This is a genomic window from Algibacter sp. AS12 (assembly GCF_046736315.1).
Taxonomy (GTDB): Bacteria; Bacteroidota; Bacteroidia; order Flavobacteriales; family Flavobacteriaceae; genus Algibacter_B; species Algibacter_B amylolyticus.
Window position 1 is genome coordinate 1,222,587 of record NZ_CP151841.1, and the last position, 15,411, is coordinate 1,237,997.

A 15,411-nucleotide genomic window follows, 5' to 3' on the forward strand; every position below is an offset into this window, starting at 1 on the left:
TGGTCTGATTTTTAATACTTTTAAAACGTTCTCTAAAATTAATTAATTTTAAGTAAAATGAAAAGCATCCATTGCAAGGTGTTTGGGCATGACTATAAAATATCTAGACATGTTACCTATCACGTAAAAGAATACACCTGTAAAAATTGTAAAACAGAACTTACTACAAGTGGAAACGGTGATTTAATAGCATTAACACCTAAATTTAGAGAAATAAACGACGTTTTAGAGCGCATCCATCACAAACGCATACTTAGAAAAAACGAACCTATAAATAAAGTACTTGTTGAAAACCAAGCAAAACTACGCATAGCTTAATCATTAAAACCTTTCCAACCCTGCGCTTTTATTGGAATTCGTGTATCTGCTCGAGTTACTAAATGTAAACCTTCTCTCTCTTCCTTTATATGCCCAATAACCGTTAAATTCGGATTTGCCTTTATTTTAGTATAATCATCTTGCGAAATAGTAAAAAGCAACTCATAATCCTCACCACCATTTAAAGCCACCGTTGTACTATCTATATTAAATTCTTCGCAGGTTGAAATAACTTGAGGATCTAATGGAATTTTTTCTTCATATAAATCGCACCCCACTTGACTTTGTTTACAAATATGAATAATTTCAGATGATAGACCATCACTAACATCAATCATAGATGTAGGTTTTACATCTAAATCCTTTAATAATTTAATAATATCTTGTCTCGCTTCAGGCTTTAACTGTCTTTCAATTATATATGAATACAATTCTAAATCTGGCTGACTATTCGGGTTCACCTTAAAAACTTCCTTTTCGCGCTCTAAAACTTGAAGCCCCATATAAGCAGCTCCAAAATCTCCAGACACAACAAGTAAGTCGTTTGGCTTTGCTCCACTTCTATAAACTTCGCTATCGCCTTCCAAAGTTCCAATAGCCGTAACAGAAATTAACAGCCCTTTATTTGACGAGGTTGTATCGCCACCAACAAGGTCAACTTGATATAAAGCCGATGCCGCCTCTATTCCAGCATACAAATCTTCCAAAGCTTCCAACGGAAACCTGTTAGAAACCGCAATAGATACTGTTATTTGCGTAGCAGTAGCATTCATTGCATAAACATCAGACAAATTAACCATTACCGCTTTATACCCTAAGTGTTTTAAAGGCATATAGCCTAAATCAAAATGCACACCTTCAATCAATAAATCAGTAGTAACAACTATTTTTTTATCGTCAAATTTTAAAACAGCAGCATCATCGCCAATACCTTTTACTGTAGAGTTTTGCTTAATTTTAAAATGCTTAGTTAAATGGTCAATTAATCCAAATTCACCTAGGTCACTTAATTGTGTTCGTTGCTGGTTTTTATCTTCTATCATAATGCAAAAATAAGAAGCTATATTTGTTTTTACTATCTTTAATAATTATTTAGCATTTTAATAAATTCTCTAATGACAGTTTTACGCCCTTTTTCCTACCTAATACTTATTTGCGTTTTAGTTTTTAATGTACAATCCTGTAACGATGAGCCTTACGAAATAATCCCGGTAATTGATACCGATAACGATGGCATTTTAGATGATTTTGATAATTGCCCATTTACAAGCAACCCAAACCAATTAGATGACGACAAAGATGGTATAGGAAATCCTTGTGATGATGATTTTATTAACGCTGAAAAAACACCATTAGCTATTTGCGAAAATGGTTTTGCAGGCATTTACCCGTGTAACGATTACGATTTAATGGCAAACATACCATTAACCATTTTTGGTGCTACAGCAGGAAATGATTGTTGGGGCTGGACGGATACTACCACAGGAAAAGAATATGCTTTAATGGCAACATCTCATAACACTGCTTTTGTTGATATTACAGAACCTACAGCTCCTATTTATTTAGGAATCCTCCCAACAGCATCGTCAACAGGTCCTTGGCGAGATGTTAAAGTATATAAAGACCACGCGTTTATAGTTGCAGATTGTAGCTTAGGAAACGACCCCAATTGTAATGACGATCATGGCATGCAAGTATTTGATTTAACACGATTACGAAACGTTCCTAATCCCCCAGAAACTTTTACAGCCGACACACATTTTACCGAATTTGGTAAAGCTCATAACATTGTAATTAACGAAGATTCTGGTTACGCCTATATTGTAGGTGCTAACAGAAGCTCAACATACCTTGGTGGCCCTATTTTTATAAATATTCAAGACCCTAAAAACCCAGTTTCAGAAGGTGGCTTTAGTCAAGGTGGCTACTCTCACGATGCACAAGTAGTCACTTATAATGGACCAGATAGTGATTATACAGGTAAAGAAATTTTAATAGGTAGCAATGAAAACGAAGTCGTAATAGCAGATGTTTCAGACAAAGCAAATCCTACTATAATTTCAACAATAAGTTATGCTAATGTTTGGTATGCCCACCAAGGTTGGTTTACTCAAGACATGAAATATTTTATTTTGGGCGATGAGTTAGACGAAGCTAGAGCCGGAAATAACACAAGAACTATAGTTTTTGATTTCACAGATTTAGACAATCCCTCTTTTCATTTTGATTATTATGGCGCAAGCGCTGCAATAGATCATAATGGTTATGTAAAAAATGACACCTATTATTTTGCAAATTACCGAGCAGGAGTCCGTATGTTAAATATCACCGATATAGGAAATAGTAACTTTACAGAAATAGGCTATTTTGATACCTACCCTACTAACAATGGTACCGAGTTTAATGGCGCATGGAGTATTTACCCATATTTTTCTAGCGGAAATATTATTGTTAGCGATATAGATAGAGGCTTATTTATAATTAGAAAAAGTGGCTCTTAATTGCCTGATTATGCCTATTCGCTCAAAGCAATACCGTTTTACAGGTGGCATATTTGCCATAGCTTTGTTATGCTTTAGTTGCTCTAAAACCGAAGAATCTCCAAAAACAGCAGTAGAATCTGTTACTACTAGTTTTGTAAAATCTTTAGGAGGAACCAAAAACGAAAGCGCTCAAGCTATTTCCAAAACTTCAGATGGTGGTTATATTATTTTAGGATACACACAAAGTTTAAATGGCGACATTTCCAATAAAACCAATGACTCTTTTGATTATTGGATTCTAAAATACGACCAAAATAACAACCTAGAGTGGCAAAAAACTTATGGCGGAACTGATGATGATAGAGGTAACGATATTATTCAAACCTCCGATGGTGGTTATGCCGTTATCGGATTTAGCAAAAGTAACGATGGAGATATTACAAGTAACCAAGGTGCTCACGACTTTTGGATGTTAAAACTAACAGCTTCTGGTACTATTTTATGGCAAAAAAATTATGGTTTTTTAGGCGCAGACATAGGCAACACCATAATCCAAACCAACGATGACGGCTACCTCTTAACAGGTGTATTAGATGTTTCGGCATCCAACGGACAAGGAAATAGTAAAAACTCGAATTCAAAATCTTCAAAAACTCTACATGCCGGAGGCGATTATTGGGCCATTAAAACAAACACTTTAGGAGTAATACAGTGGCGAAACTATTATGGAGGTTCATTTACCGATACACCTTATGGTGCCATTCAAACTGAAGATAATGGATTTTTACTTATAGGCTCGTCTGATAGTAATGATGTTGATATAAAAGACAATAAAGGCACTTACGATTTTTGGGTGGTAAAAATATCTGAAACCGGAGCTTTAGTCTGGGAAAAATCTTTTGGAGGCTCGCAAACCGATGAGGCTAGAGCCATTGTAAAATCTAGCGATGGCAACTATATTATTGTTGGCAATACTAGAAGTAGTGATAATGACGTTTCTATTAACAATGGTGCTGCAGATTTATGGACCATTAAAATATCACCTACAGGAAACCTTATTTGGGAAAAATCTTTTGGAGGCACTAGTTTTGACGTGGCATTATCCATTTCTAAAACGGCAGATAACAACTTTATAATAGCAGGAAACTCCCGTAGTTTAGATGGCGATTTAACCACAAATTATGGTCAGAATGACGCATGGTTATTAAAAATAGACACTAACGGAAAACTTTTATGGCAAAAAACTATAGGAGGATCAGAAATTGATTTCGCCTGCGACGCTGTCGAGCTTAATAATAAAAGCATCATAGTAGTTGGAGACACAAGTAGTTCTAATTTTGATCTTTCAACTAATAACGGGTTTTCAGATTTACTAATATTCAAATTAAATTAATCACATAAAATGAAAAGAATCTCCCTACTACTTCTTGTTTTATTGATGCTATCATCAGCATGTAGTAATAATGACAAAATCGACTTAACCAATGTTACCTTTAATTTTAATCATAACTGGGATGGTACTGCGATTACAAACACTGATTTCAACGCTATAAAATTCACAAATGCTTACGGAAACCAATTAAGTATCGAACGATTACGTTATCTAATTTCAAAAATAACGTTTCATAAAAGTGATGGTAAAACCATTGTTTTAGAAGGCTACAACCTTGTTGATGTTACAAATAACGAAAACCTAAGTTTTATGTCTTCAACCTTTGTTACAACTGGCGAATACAGCAATATTTCATTTACTTTTGGCTTTAATAATGAAGATAATACAAACAACTATACCGATTTAAACACGGCATCGTGGATTGTACCAGATATGCTTGGTGGCGGCTACCATTACATGCAATTCGACGGTAAATTTTTAAACGATGCCAATAAAGAACAAGGCTTTAATTACCATGCTATTCGCGCAGTTGATAATCCTGGAGAAAACCCAAGTTTCCCTCAAGACACCTTTATAGTTATTAACCTAGGCCCAACCGCAATAACTAGTAATGCTACCTTTAATATTGAAATGAATATTGCCGAGTGGTTTAAAACACCAAACACTTGGAATTTAAATGAACTAAACCAAGCACTCATGCCAAATTCGGCTGCACAAATAATGATGAATGAAAACGGACAAAATGTATTTAGTCTAGAATCTGTAAATCAATAATTTAATTGAAAAAATGGCGATGTCATATCATGCTTGCTTTACTGTTTTGTTTTTCATGCGAAAATGAATCAGTAGAACAATACGTGGCAACTCCAAGTCCTTTGCAAATTCCAAAACTCTTTTCAGACAATATAATTCCGCCAATAATCCCTATTAATAATCCGCAAACCCAAGAAGGCATAGCGTTAGGAAAAAAACTATTTTTTGATCCTATATTATCTAGAAATAACACCCTAGCCTGTGTAGACTGTCATGCTCCAGAAAATGCATTTACAGATTCGGCTAAATTTAGCGAAGGTATAAACGGCAATTTAGGCAGTAGAAATTCAATGCCTCTATTCAACCTCGCTTGGAATTACGATGAAAAATTCTTTTGGGATGGCAATACTTTTAGTTTAGAGCATCAGGCATTTGTTCCTGTTTCAGACCCAACCGAAATGGATAGTAACTGGAAGGATCTCCAACTAAAACTTCAGCAAGACACAGAATACCCAAAATTATTTAAAAATGCTTTTGACACAAGCAATATCGATTCTACATTGGTATCAAAAGCCATTGCACAGTTTGAGCGAACTTTGATTTCTGCTAACTCTAAATTTGATCAATTTCTTTTAGGTGAAACCGAATTAACTTCAAATGAACTTAATGGTTTTAACGTTTTTATGGACGAAACTAAAGGCGATTGTTTCCATTGTCATGGCAGCGATAAAAACCCACTTTGGACAGACAATTCGTTTCATAATAATGGACTAGACAACACCTTTACAGATCTAGGCTTAGGTGCCGTAACAGGAGATCCAGCCGACAACGGAAAATTTAAATCGCCCTCACTTAGAAACCTTGCCTTTACCGCGCCATACATGCACGATGGCCGATTTGCAACACTAGAGGAAGTTATAAATCATTACAGCGAAGGCTTAAAAACCTCAGCGACCATAGATCCTTTAATGAAAAAAATAAACCTAGGTGGTGTTAATTTATCTGATAGTGATAAAGCAGATTTAAAAGCTTTTCTACTATCACTTTCAGATTATGATTTTACTATCCGTTAAATCATAAAAATACGTATTAGACTACATAATTAATGTATTTCATCGAAAATAAGGTTGTTTTTGTCTGATTTTACAAGTTTTTTAGTACTTTTACAATCCCCAAATCTTTCATTTTATGAACAAAACTACTTTAAATGCGTTTTGCATTGCCTATGGCCATAATTACTTCAGGCTAATTGAAGCTGTTGCTAATACACCAGAACTTATATGCAAGTCTTGTCGTGGTTATTTTAAATATGAAAACAACGGAATAATTACACCTTATTACAATAAAGAAAATAGCGAAATAACCACTCAATTTCTTCACAAAAAAACGGGGTAAACCGTTAAATTACTTATCAAATTACCCTTATTATAACGCTCGAATCAACCTATAATTCGAGCTATTGTTTATTGATAAGAAAAACCTATAAAACTATATACTAATATAATGTTAGGTTATTCGATTTTCAGGGACTTATATTGTATATTTGTGCTCTATTTAGAAACTGTCTTAATATATGCATTAATACACTTCTAAATTTAATAATAAAACAATATGATAAAAGTCTCTGAAACAGCAAAAAAGAAAGTAGTTGAGCTTATGACCGATGATGGTTATGATGCCACTGTTGACTATGTACGTGTTGGAGTAAAAAGTGGAGGTTGCTCTGGATTATCTTACGATTTAAAGTTTGATAAAGAACAACAAGAAGGCGATAAAGTTTTTGAAGATAACGACATCAAAATCATAGTTGATAAAAAAAGCTTTTTATACCTAATAGGTACAACGTTAGAATATTCTGGAGGGTTAAACGGAACAGGTTTCGTTTTTAACAACCCTAACGCCAACCGTACTTGTGGATGTGGCGAATCATTTTCATTATAAAATAAGAAAGTAATATGTCGAAGTATACCGAGGATGACTTACGCGAAGAATTAAAAACCAAAGAATATGAATACGGGTTTTATACGGATATAGAATCTGAAACATTTCCTATTGGCTTAAATGAAGATATTGTACGTGCTATTTCTAAGAAAAAGGAAGAGCCGCAATGGATGACCGATTGGAGATTAGATGCTTTTAAAGTTTGGAAAGAAATGACTGAACCTGAATGGGCCAATGTTAATTATGAAAAACCAGATTTTCAAGCAATAGCTTATTATTCTGCACCAACAGCCGTAGACCCAAATAAAACATTAGACGATGTAGATCCAGATTTACTTGCTATGTATAAAAAATTAGGGATTTCTGTTGATGAACAAAAAAAGATGAACAATGTCGCTATGGATATTGTTGTAGATTCTGTTTCTGTTGCAACTACATTCAAGAAAACATTAGGAGAAAAAGGAATAATTTTCATGAGTATTTCTGAAGCTATTAAAAAGCATCCAGAATTGGTGAGAAAATATTTAGGAACTATTGTTCCAACAAAAGATAACTTTTATGCGGCTTTAAATTCTGCTGTATTTAGTGATGGGTCTTTCTGTTATATTCCTAAAGGTGTACGTTGCCCAATGGAATTATCAACATACTTCCGTATTAATCAAGCAGGAACAGGTCAGTTTGAAAGAACGCTTTTAGTTGCCGATGAAGGTAGTTATGTAAGTTACCTAGAAGGTTGTACAGCACCAAGTCGTGATGAAAATCAATTACACGCAGCTGTTGTAGAGCTAATTGCTTTGGATGATGCCGAAATTAAATATTCGACTGTTCAAAACTGGTACCCAGGAAATTCTGAAGGTAAAGGTGGTGTTTACAATTTTGTAACCAAAAGAGGTTTATGCGAGAAAAATGCTAAAATCTCATGGACACAAGTTGAAACAGGATCTGCGGTAACCTGGAAATACCCTTCTTGTATTTTAAAAGGTGATAATTCGGTAGGTGAATTTTACTCAATAGCAGTAACAAACAACTACCAACAAGCCGATACTGGAACAAAAATGATTCACTTAGGAAAAAACACTAAGTCTACTATAATATCAAAAGGAATTTCAGCCGGAAAATCTCAAAACAGTTACCGAGGTTTAGTTCAAATAAATTCTAGAGCCGATAATGCACGTAACTTTTCGCAATGCGATAGTTTATTAATGGGTAACAAATGTGGTGCACACACGTTCCCATACATTGAGGCTAAAAATAAAACAGCCAAAATAGAACACGAAGCAACAACTAGTAAAATTGGTGAAGACCAAATTTTTTACTGTAACCAACGTGGTATCGATACCGAAAAAGCCATTGCATTAATTGTAAACGGCTTTAGTAAAGAGGTACTAAATAAATTACCAATGGAGTTTGCGGTTGAGGCTCAAAAATTATTAGAAATTAGTTTAGAAGGAAGTGTTGGATAAAATTTTTGACATTTCTGCGTAGGTAGGAATTTCATCAATTTAACTGAAAACATTAATACATATGAAAAGAGTATTATTAATTTTATTAGTATCTATTACAGGATTAACAGGCTGTAAAAACGATTCGAAATCTGAAAACCAAAACACTAGTAATTCTTCAACAGAAGAAAAAACAGCAAAACAAAATGACGGACTCACGCTTTTAAAAGGTGAATTTGTGTATTACGATGGCGCTGCAGTTTTGCAAACACATTCCGATATTTATGGTGTACTAATTACAGATAAGCTCGAAGAATTAGATAAACAAGCACAACAGTATAAAAGCGAACCAACAGATATGGTTTTAATTCAAATTCGCGGGAAAATAACAAACCAAAAAGACGAAAAAATTCTTTGGGAAAACAAAGTTGAAGTTATGGAAATCCTAAACGTAAAACCAACACCTAAAGAAGATAATAAAGTTATAAAATTAGAAAACTAACTAGAACAAAAAATAAACTACAAACTCTAAACCCATAGCAGAAGTAATCACTTGGGATTTTGAATTTGGAATTTTAAATATAAAGTATGTTAAAAATAAATAATTTACACGCAAGCATTGAAGATAAAAGCATCTTAAAAGGTATTAATCTTGAAGTTAAAGCAGGTGAAGTACACGCAATAATGGGACCTAACGGTTCTGGTAAAAGTACATTAGCCTCTGTTATTGCTGGCAAGGAAGAATACGAAGTTACCGATGGTAATATTCTTTTTGAAGGTGAAGATATCGAAGAATTAGCAGCCGAAGAACGCGCTCACAAAGGTGTGTTTTTATCGTTTCAATATCCAATAGAAATTCCTGGAGTTTCTGTTACTAACTTCATGAAAACAGCTATAAACGAAACACGTAAAGCAAAAGGTCTTGAGGATATGCCTGCAAAAGACATGCTTAAAATGATTCGTGAAAAATCTGAATTACTAGAAATAGATAGAAAGTTCTTATCACGTTCATTAAACGAAGGTTTTTCTGGAGGTGAAAAGAAACGTAATGAGATTTTCCAAATGGCTATGTTAGAGCCTAAATTAGCAATCCTTGACGAAACAGATTCTGGATTAGATATCGATGCCCTTCGTATTGTAGCTAATGGTGTAAATAAATTAAAAAGTAAAGACAACGCTGTTGTAGTAATTACACACTACCAACGTTTATTAGACTATATCGTTCCAGATTTTGTACACGTACTTTATAATGGTCGTATAGTAAAATCTGGTGGTAAAGAACTAGCGCACGAATTAGAAGAAAAAGGTTACGATTGGATTAAAGAAGAAGTAAACGCGTAAATAGTTGCAGTATTCAGTGGTTTACTTAAAACTGATTACTAAAAATTTTAAAAGAAAGTAAACAGTCAAAATCAAAGTTTTTATTTACTGAAAACAGAGACTGAGACTGAAAACTGAAAACAATGGATTTAAAAGAAAAATTAGTATCGTCATTTTTAGCATTAGAAAACAAAGTTGATATAGACAGCTATGTGCATGATGTTAGAACTGATGCTATAAAAATATTTGAAGACCAAGGTTTCCCTTCTAAAAAAGAAGAAGCTTGGAAATACACCTCTTTAAATAGTATATTAAAAGAAGACTACAGTGTTTTCCCTAAACAAGAAAACGCCTTAGAATTTAAGGATATTAAAAAGTACTTTATCCATGATATAGATACTTACAAAATTGTTTTTATAGACGGCAAATATGCTTCGCATTTGTCGCAAACTACACACGATGGTATCGATGTATGTTTAATGTCTGCGGCATTAAGTAAACCAAAATACCAATTGGTTATTAAAAACTATTTTAATAAAGCGGCCGAAAAAGACAGTTTAACATCGTTAAATACAGCCTTTTCTTGCGAAGGTGCATATATTCATATTCCTAAAAATAAAATAGTAGAAAAACCAATTCAAATTCTACATTTTTCAACAGGAAACGAGTCTGCAACCATGTTACAACCACGTAATTTAGTTGTAGTTGGCGAGAACTCGCATGTGCAAATTTTAGAGCGTCACCAAAGTTTAACAGAAAACCCAGTATTAACCAATAGCGTTACCGAAATTTTTGCTAATAAACGTGCCATTGTCGATTTTTACAAAATCCAAAACGACAACGAAAACGCAACATTAATAGATCATACTTTCGTAAAACAAAGTAGAGAAAGTTTTGCATCTGTACATACCTTTTCTTTTGGTGGTAAATTAATACGTAACAATTTAAACTTCTATCAAGAAGGCGAGCGTATCGATTCTACCCTAAAAGGTATTACCATAATTGGTAACAAACAACATGTAGACCATAACACTTTAGTTCACCATATAGAGCCAAATTGCGAAAGTCACCAAGATTACAAAGGTATTTTCGACGACAGATCTACAGGTGTCTTTAACGGTAAAGTACTTGTAAACAAAGAAGCGCAAAAAACCAATGCATTTCAAGCCAACAACAATATTTTAATAAGCGATAAGGCATCTATAAACACCAAACCGCAATTAGAAATTTTTGCCGACGATGTTAAGTGTTCTCACGGTTGTACCATCGGGCAATTAGACGAAAGCGCTATGTTTTACATGCAATCTAGAGGTATTCCAGAAAAAGAAGCCAAAGCTCTTTTAATGTTTGCTTTTAGCAATAACGTACTCAGTTCAGTTAAAATACCAGAATTAAAGCAACGTATTACCAAAATTATCGCCAACAAATTAGGCGTAAATATTGGTTTCGATTTATAGCATATTTTGTCATTCCCTCGAAAGAGGGAATCTTAAAATGCTAATTATAATATATTTATTTTGAAGCTAAACTCGGATTCGGCAAAAGTTTATCCAGAGCGCAGTCGAAGGCTATATGCGAGAAGCTCTAACAAATGCCTCAATCGGGGCTAAATCACCCACCATGTTTAATGTAGAAGACATACGAAAAGACTTCCCGATACTTTCTAGAAAAGTAAACGGTAAACCTTTGGTGTATTTTGATAATGCAGCCACATCGCAAACACCACAACAAGTTATCGATGTTATTGTAGATTATTACTCAAACTATAATGCAAATATACATCGTGGTGTACATACCTTAAGTCAAGAAGCAACCGATTTATACGAACAAGCACGCCATAAAATACAAGCACATTTTAATGCTAAGTTTGCGCACGAAATCATTTTTACATCGGGCACAACCCATAGTATTAACTTGGTAGCCAATGGGTTTTCGTCGCTATTAAAAAAAGGAGATGAAATCATTGTTTCTGCCTTAGAGCATCATAGCAACATTGTACCATGGCAAATGCTTTGTGAACGTACAGGCGCTAGTTTAAAAGTCATTCCTATGAATGACGAAGGCGAACTAGTCATTTCAGAATTCGATGCATTACTATCCAAAAACACTAAACTTGTATTTGTAAATCACATTTCAAATGCATTAGGCACCATAAATCCTATAGAGTATATCATCGAAAAAGCACACCAAGTTGGTGCTGCTGTTTTAATTGATGGTGCACAATCTGCACCACATATAAAACCAGATGTGCAAGCTTTAAATGTCGATTTTTATGTAACATCGGCACATAAAACTTGCGGACCAACAGGTGTTGGTATGCTTTACGGCAAAGAAGAATGGCTAAACAAATTACCGCCTTATCAAGGTGGAGGCGAAATGATAGCAGAAGTAACATTCGAAAAAACAACATACGCCGCATTACCGCATAAATTCGAAGCCGGAACACCTAATATCTGTGGAGGCATAGCCTTTGGAGCAGCGTTAGATTATATGAACAGCATAGGTTTTAAGGCCATTGCTAATTATGAAAACGAGCTTTTAGAATACGCCACAAAAAAACTTTTAGAAATAGAAGGTTTAAAAATTTACGGCACTATAAAACAAAAAACCTCAGTTATTTCGTTTAATCTAGAAGGTATTCATCCGTACGATGTTGGTACTATTTTAGATAAACTAGGCATTGCAGTTAGAACGGGGCACCATTGCGCCCAACCCATCATGGATTTTTATAAAATACCAGGTACTGTTAGAGCATCTTTTGCATTTTACAACACTAAGGCCGAAATAGATGTTTTGGTTGAAGGTGTCAAAAAAGCAAAAATGATGCTATCCTAACAGCTTTGGCTTATTTTTTGTAATACATTTCAAAATAACATTCAAATTAAATTCAACATGAAATACGTTACTATTTTACTACTAAGCTGTTTAGCTCTAAACTCTTGTAAAAACGGCACTAACGACCCAAATTCAAGCGCCTCAGAAACACCATCAGGAATCTATACTATTACAGTACTTCCAGAGCATAATAATATATCAAAAGAACTAACTATTAGTTTTGATGATGCTACAAAAAAAGTATCAGGACATTCTGGCTGTAACCAATTTTTCGGTACTTATAAAATAGAAGGAAACGCCTTAAATTTTAGCCAAATGGGATCTACACGAAAAATGTGCGAACCCGCCGCAAATGCTTTAGAAACGGCTATGCTACAATCATTAGATAGAATTAACGCTTACACTATAAAGGATAATATGCTACATTTAAACGTAGATAGCAATACTATTATTCAAGCAGTTAAAAATTAACATACGTCTAATTATTGAATAGCAAATTTACTTATTGTATTTTTGTATAAAAAGTAACCTATGAGTATTGAAGACATTCAAAACGAAATAATAGACGAATTCGCAATGTTTGAAGATTGGGAAGAGCGTTACCAATATATGATTGATTTAGGGAAAGATTTACCCTTAATTAACGACCAATATAAAACGGAAAGCAACATTATAAAAGGTTGCCAAAGTAAAGTTTGGGTTCATGCAGAATTGAACGACGATAAAATAGAATTCACTGCCGATAGTGACGCTATAATTACTAAAGGCATTATAGCTATTTTAATACGTACATTTTCAAATCAGAACCCACAAGATATTATTGATGCTAATACCGATTTTATTGATAAAATTGGTTTAAAAGAACATCTATCACCAACACGAGCTAACGGATTAGTAAGTATGGTGAAACAACTAAAAATGTATGCTATAGCATACCAAACACAGCTTAAATAATGTGTTTTATCGTTTCTGCTAAGGCAGGAATATTAATACCATTTTCGCTTTCGCGGAAATAAAAAAAAATTTAGAACAATGAGCGAAGCCATAGATACTGCCAAATTAGGCGAAAAAATAGTAAATGTTTTAAAAACGATTTACGATCCAGAAATCCCTGTTGATATTTACGAACTAGGATTAATTTACGATGTATTCGTAAACGAGGATTACGATGTTAAAATATTAATGACCTTAACAACACCTAACTGTCCTGTTGCAGAAACACTGCCTTTAGAAGTAGAGGAAAAAGTAAAATCGCTTAACGAAGTAAAAGGTGCCGAAGTAGAAATTACTTTCGATCCACCTTGGACACAAGAATTAATGAGCGAAGAAGCGAAGTTAGAGTTAGGCATGCTTTAATTCGACCGAAAGCCTACAACTAAACAAAAAACACCTTAACAAATTACATTTTTGGAAGACGAAATTATAAATCGCGTAGCGAATAGCAAACTAGTCACTTTAGACCTTGAGGATTACTATCCTAAAGGCAACCGTGTACTATTTGATATTAAAGATTGGCTATTTGAAGGGTTTGTGCTTCGAGAAAAAGATTTTAGAGCACAAGTTAAAGCCTTCGATTGGTCTCAATATAAAGATGCTTATGTGGCATTAACGTGTAGTTCAGATGCTATAATTCCGGGTTGGGCTTATATGTTTTTAAGCATTCAGCTAGAGCCTTATGCTAAAAAAACAATAGTTGGAACTTTGGATAATTTAGAAACTTCTATTTACCAAGACATCATAAATAACATCGATGTTTCAGACTATAAGGACAAACCTATAATTATAAAAGGTTGTTCAAATAAACCCGTACCTCAAAACGCTTACATCATGCTTGCCAACAAGTTACAAACCGTAGCTAAGTCCATCATGTATGGCGAAGCGTGTTCTTCCGTTCCTCTTTTTAAAAATTTGTAATTTTTTTGTGACAAAACAATTTTAATTGAGTCTAAAATGTATATTTGCAAAAATTTTTAACAAAAATTAAAATTATGAAAAAATTATTTTTCACTTTATTATTATCTGTTAGCGTTTTATCTATAAACGCACAAACAAAAGAAGAGCTACAAGCTCAGAAATCCGAAAAACAAGCTATAGCAGATGCTGCTCAAGGAGAAGCAAACGCATTACAAGCTAAAATTGACGCTCTACCAGGATGGAGAAAAGGTGCTTTTGGTACTATTGGTGGTAACCTATCTAACTTTAACAACTGGTATTCGCAAGGAACTCCTAATAATGCTTCTGGTAACATTGGCTTTACTGTAAACGGTTTTGCTAACTTAATTGAAGACAAGTTTTTCTGGAGAAATAGTTTAACTACAAATTTAAACTGGGTGAAATTAGACAATAAAGACAACGGAACTGACGCAGACGATAGTTTTGAGCCTTCTACTGATGTTTTTAATATCTCATCTTTATACGGTAGAAATATTACTAAAACATTAGCTATCTCTGGTTTAGCAGAATACAGAACAACAATTTTAGACAACTTTAATGACCCTGGTTATTTAGATGTTGGTGTTGGTGCCACTTGGACTCCAGTACAAAACTTAATAGTAGTTGTACACCCATTAAACTACAACTTTGTATTTGCTGATGGTGACTCAGTTTTCGAATCTTCTTTAGGCGCAAAAATTGTTGCTGATTATACAAGACAATTAGGAGCTATTAACTTTAAAACAAACTTATCTGCTTTCCAAAGCTATAAGTCTGGAGATTACTCAAACTGGACTTGGACTAACTCATTTAGCTATACTTTATGGAAAATGATTGGTGTTGGTTTTGATTTTGGATTAAGAAGCAACAAACAAGAAGCTTTAAACTACTCTATTGAAACTCTAGGTAACACTGGTGAAACTTTTGATAGTGTTGATAACGACTTACAATCTTACTATACTTTTGGTTTAAGCTACAAGTTCTAAGGACTTCT

General features: G+C 34.0%; 18 protein-coding genes. 17 read left to right on the forward strand and 1 reads right to left on the reverse strand.

The annotated features are described in order from the left end of the window. Positions 1–57 precede the first annotated feature (57 nt). The gene (locus AAFN75_RS05195) at positions 58–318 is read left to right on the forward strand and encodes a hypothetical protein (RefSeq protein ID WP_411808551.1); all 261 of its coding nucleotides are present in this window, start codon (positions 58–60) and stop codon (positions 316–318) included. Here AAFN75_RS05195 and thiL read toward each other — a convergent pair. Continuing rightward, positions 315–1,361, reverse strand: coding sequence for a thiamine-phosphate kinase (gene thiL / locus AAFN75_RS05200; RefSeq protein ID WP_411808552.1), 1,047 nt, complete (start codon positions 1,359–1,361; stop codon positions 315–317). The genes AAFN75_RS05195 and thiL overlap by 4 nt on opposite strands. A gap of 72 nt (positions 1,362–1,433) precedes the next feature. On the opposite strand from thiL, the gene AAFN75_RS05205 reads away from it, so the two are divergent. The 16 genes from AAFN75_RS05205 (at position 1,434) to AAFN75_RS05280 (ending at position 15,403) form a co-directional block, all read left to right on the forward strand. After that, positions 1,434–2,819, forward strand: a complete 1,386-nt coding sequence (locus AAFN75_RS05205; protein ID WP_411808553.1) for a choice-of-anchor B family protein — start codon at positions 1,434–1,436, stop codon at positions 2,817–2,819. Between the two features lie 10 nt (positions 2,820–2,829). After that, positions 2,830–4,194, forward strand: coding sequence for a hypothetical protein (locus AAFN75_RS05210; RefSeq protein ID WP_411808554.1), 1,365 nt, complete (start codon positions 2,830–2,832; stop codon positions 4,192–4,194). 9 nt (positions 4,195–4,203) lie between these two features. Continuing rightward, a complete protein-coding gene (locus tag AAFN75_RS05215) occupies positions 4,204–4,968 on the forward strand; it encodes an MbnP family protein (RefSeq protein ID WP_411808555.1) in 765 nt (254 codons plus the stop codon). 5 nt (positions 4,969–4,973) lie between these two features. Next, positions 4,974–6,020 carry a cytochrome-c peroxidase gene (locus AAFN75_RS05220; RefSeq protein WP_411808556.1) on the forward strand — a complete coding sequence of 349 codons (1,047 nt, stop codon included), beginning with the start codon at positions 4,974–4,976 and terminating at the stop codon, positions 6,018–6,020. A 115-nt stretch (positions 6,021–6,135) separates the two neighbouring features. Continuing rightward, complete coding sequence (locus AAFN75_RS05225) at positions 6,136–6,342, forward strand: hypothetical protein (protein WP_411808557.1); 207 nt, start codon at positions 6,136–6,138, stop codon at positions 6,340–6,342. 216 nt (positions 6,343–6,558) lie between these two features. After that, positions 6,559–6,888, forward strand: a complete 330-nt coding sequence (locus AAFN75_RS05230; RefSeq protein WP_144118158.1) for a HesB/IscA family protein — start codon at positions 6,559–6,561, stop codon at positions 6,886–6,888. 14 nt (positions 6,889–6,902) lie between these two features. Beyond that, complete coding sequence (gene sufB / locus AAFN75_RS05235) at positions 6,903–8,351, forward strand: Fe-S cluster assembly protein SufB (protein WP_411808558.1); 1,449 nt, start codon at positions 6,903–6,905, stop codon at positions 8,349–8,351. Positions 8,352–8,412: 61 nt separating this feature from the next. Then, a complete protein-coding gene (locus AAFN75_RS05240) occupies positions 8,413–8,832 on the forward strand; it encodes a hypothetical protein (protein ID WP_411808559.1) in 420 nt (139 codons plus the stop codon). 86 nt (positions 8,833–8,918) lie between these two features. Next, positions 8,919–9,671: a Fe-S cluster assembly ATPase SufC gene (gene sufC, locus AAFN75_RS05245; protein ID WP_144118161.1), complete on the forward strand. Its 753-nt coding sequence runs from the start codon at positions 8,919–8,921 to the stop codon at positions 9,669–9,671. Positions 9,672–9,793: 122 nt separating this feature from the next. After that, positions 9,794–11,107, forward strand: coding sequence for a Fe-S cluster assembly protein SufD (sufD, locus tag AAFN75_RS05250; RefSeq protein WP_411808560.1), 1,314 nt, complete (start codon positions 9,794–9,796; stop codon positions 11,105–11,107). A 163-nt stretch (positions 11,108–11,270) separates the two neighbouring features. Beyond that, positions 11,271–12,485, forward strand: a complete 1,215-nt coding sequence (locus AAFN75_RS05255; protein ID WP_411808561.1) for an aminotransferase class V-fold PLP-dependent enzyme — start codon at positions 11,271–11,273, stop codon at positions 12,483–12,485. A 57-nt stretch (positions 12,486–12,542) separates the two neighbouring features. Continuing rightward, on the forward strand, positions 12,543–12,956 hold the full coding sequence (locus tag AAFN75_RS05260) for an META domain-containing protein (RefSeq protein ID WP_411808562.1): 414 nt from the start codon (positions 12,543–12,545) through the stop codon (positions 12,954–12,956). A gap of 60 nt (positions 12,957–13,016) precedes the next feature. Beyond that, positions 13,017–13,439, forward strand: coding sequence for a SufE family protein (locus AAFN75_RS05265; RefSeq protein ID WP_411808563.1), 423 nt, complete (start codon positions 13,017–13,019; stop codon positions 13,437–13,439). Positions 13,440–13,517: 78 nt separating this feature from the next. Next, complete coding sequence (locus tag AAFN75_RS05270) at positions 13,518–13,841, forward strand: DUF59 domain-containing protein (RefSeq protein WP_411808564.1); 324 nt, start codon at positions 13,518–13,520, stop codon at positions 13,839–13,841. A gap of 51 nt (positions 13,842–13,892) precedes the next feature. Further along, entirely contained in the window at positions 13,893–14,399 is a 507-nt protein-coding gene (locus AAFN75_RS05275) for a DUF2480 family protein (RefSeq protein ID WP_411808565.1), read from the forward strand. A gap of 74 nt (positions 14,400–14,473) precedes the next feature. Next, complete coding sequence (locus AAFN75_RS05280; protein ID WP_411808566.1) at positions 14,474–15,403, forward strand: DUF3078 domain-containing protein; 930 nt, start codon at positions 14,474–14,476, stop codon at positions 15,401–15,403. Positions 15,404–15,411 lie beyond the last annotated feature (8 nt).

What these genes read in the sequence shown, in the direction of transcription:
- AAFN75_RS05215 (WP_411808555.1), top strand. Translation starts at nt 4,204, where the DNA reads ATGAAAAGAATCTCCCTACTACTTCTTGTTTTATTGATGCTATCATCA.
- AAFN75_RS05210 (WP_411808554.1), top strand. Translation starts at nt 2,830, where the DNA reads ATGCCTATTCGCTCAAAGCAATACCGTTTTACAGGTGGCATATTTGCC.
- AAFN75_RS05280 (WP_411808566.1), top strand. Translation starts at nt 14,474, where the DNA reads ATGAAAAAATTATTTTTCACTTTATTATTATCTGTTAGCGTTTTATCT.
- AAFN75_RS05195 (WP_411808551.1), top strand. Translation starts at nt 58, where the DNA reads ATGAAAAGCATCCATTGCAAGGTGTTTGGGCATGACTATAAAATATCT.
- AAFN75_RS05260 (WP_411808562.1), top strand. Translation starts at nt 12,543, where the DNA reads ATGAAATACGTTACTATTTTACTACTAAGCTGTTTAGCTCTAAACTCT.
- AAFN75_RS05240 (WP_411808559.1), top strand. Translation starts at nt 8,413, where the DNA reads ATGAAAAGAGTATTATTAATTTTATTAGTATCTATTACAGGATTAACA.
- AAFN75_RS05255 (WP_411808561.1), top strand. Translation starts at nt 11,271, where the DNA reads ATGTTTAATGTAGAAGACATACGAAAAGACTTCCCGATACTTTCTAGA.
- AAFN75_RS05205 (WP_411808553.1), top strand. Translation starts at nt 1,434, where the DNA reads ATGACAGTTTTACGCCCTTTTTCCTACCTAATACTTATTTGCGTTTTA.
- sufB (WP_411808558.1), top strand. Translation starts at nt 6,903, where the DNA reads ATGTCGAAGTATACCGAGGATGACTTACGCGAAGAATTAAAAACCAAA.
- AAFN75_RS05230 (WP_144118158.1), top strand. Translation starts at nt 6,559, where the DNA reads ATGATAAAAGTCTCTGAAACAGCAAAAAAGAAAGTAGTTGAGCTTATG.
- AAFN75_RS05225 (WP_411808557.1), top strand. Translation starts at nt 6,136, where the DNA reads ATGAACAAAACTACTTTAAATGCGTTTTGCATTGCCTATGGCCATAAT.
- sufC (WP_144118161.1), top strand. Translation starts at nt 8,919, where the DNA reads ATGTTAAAAATAAATAATTTACACGCAAGCATTGAAGATAAAAGCATC.
- AAFN75_RS05270 (WP_411808564.1), top strand. Translation starts at nt 13,518, where the DNA reads ATGAGCGAAGCCATAGATACTGCCAAATTAGGCGAAAAAATAGTAAAT.
- thiL (WP_411808552.1), bottom strand. Translation starts at nt 1,361, where the DNA reads ATGATAGAAGATAAAAACCAGCAACGAACACAATTAAGTGACCTAGGT.
- AAFN75_RS05265 (WP_411808563.1), top strand. Translation starts at nt 13,017, where the DNA reads ATGAGTATTGAAGACATTCAAAACGAAATAATAGACGAATTCGCAATG.
- sufD (WP_411808560.1), top strand. Translation starts at nt 9,794, where the DNA reads ATGGATTTAAAAGAAAAATTAGTATCGTCATTTTTAGCATTAGAAAAC.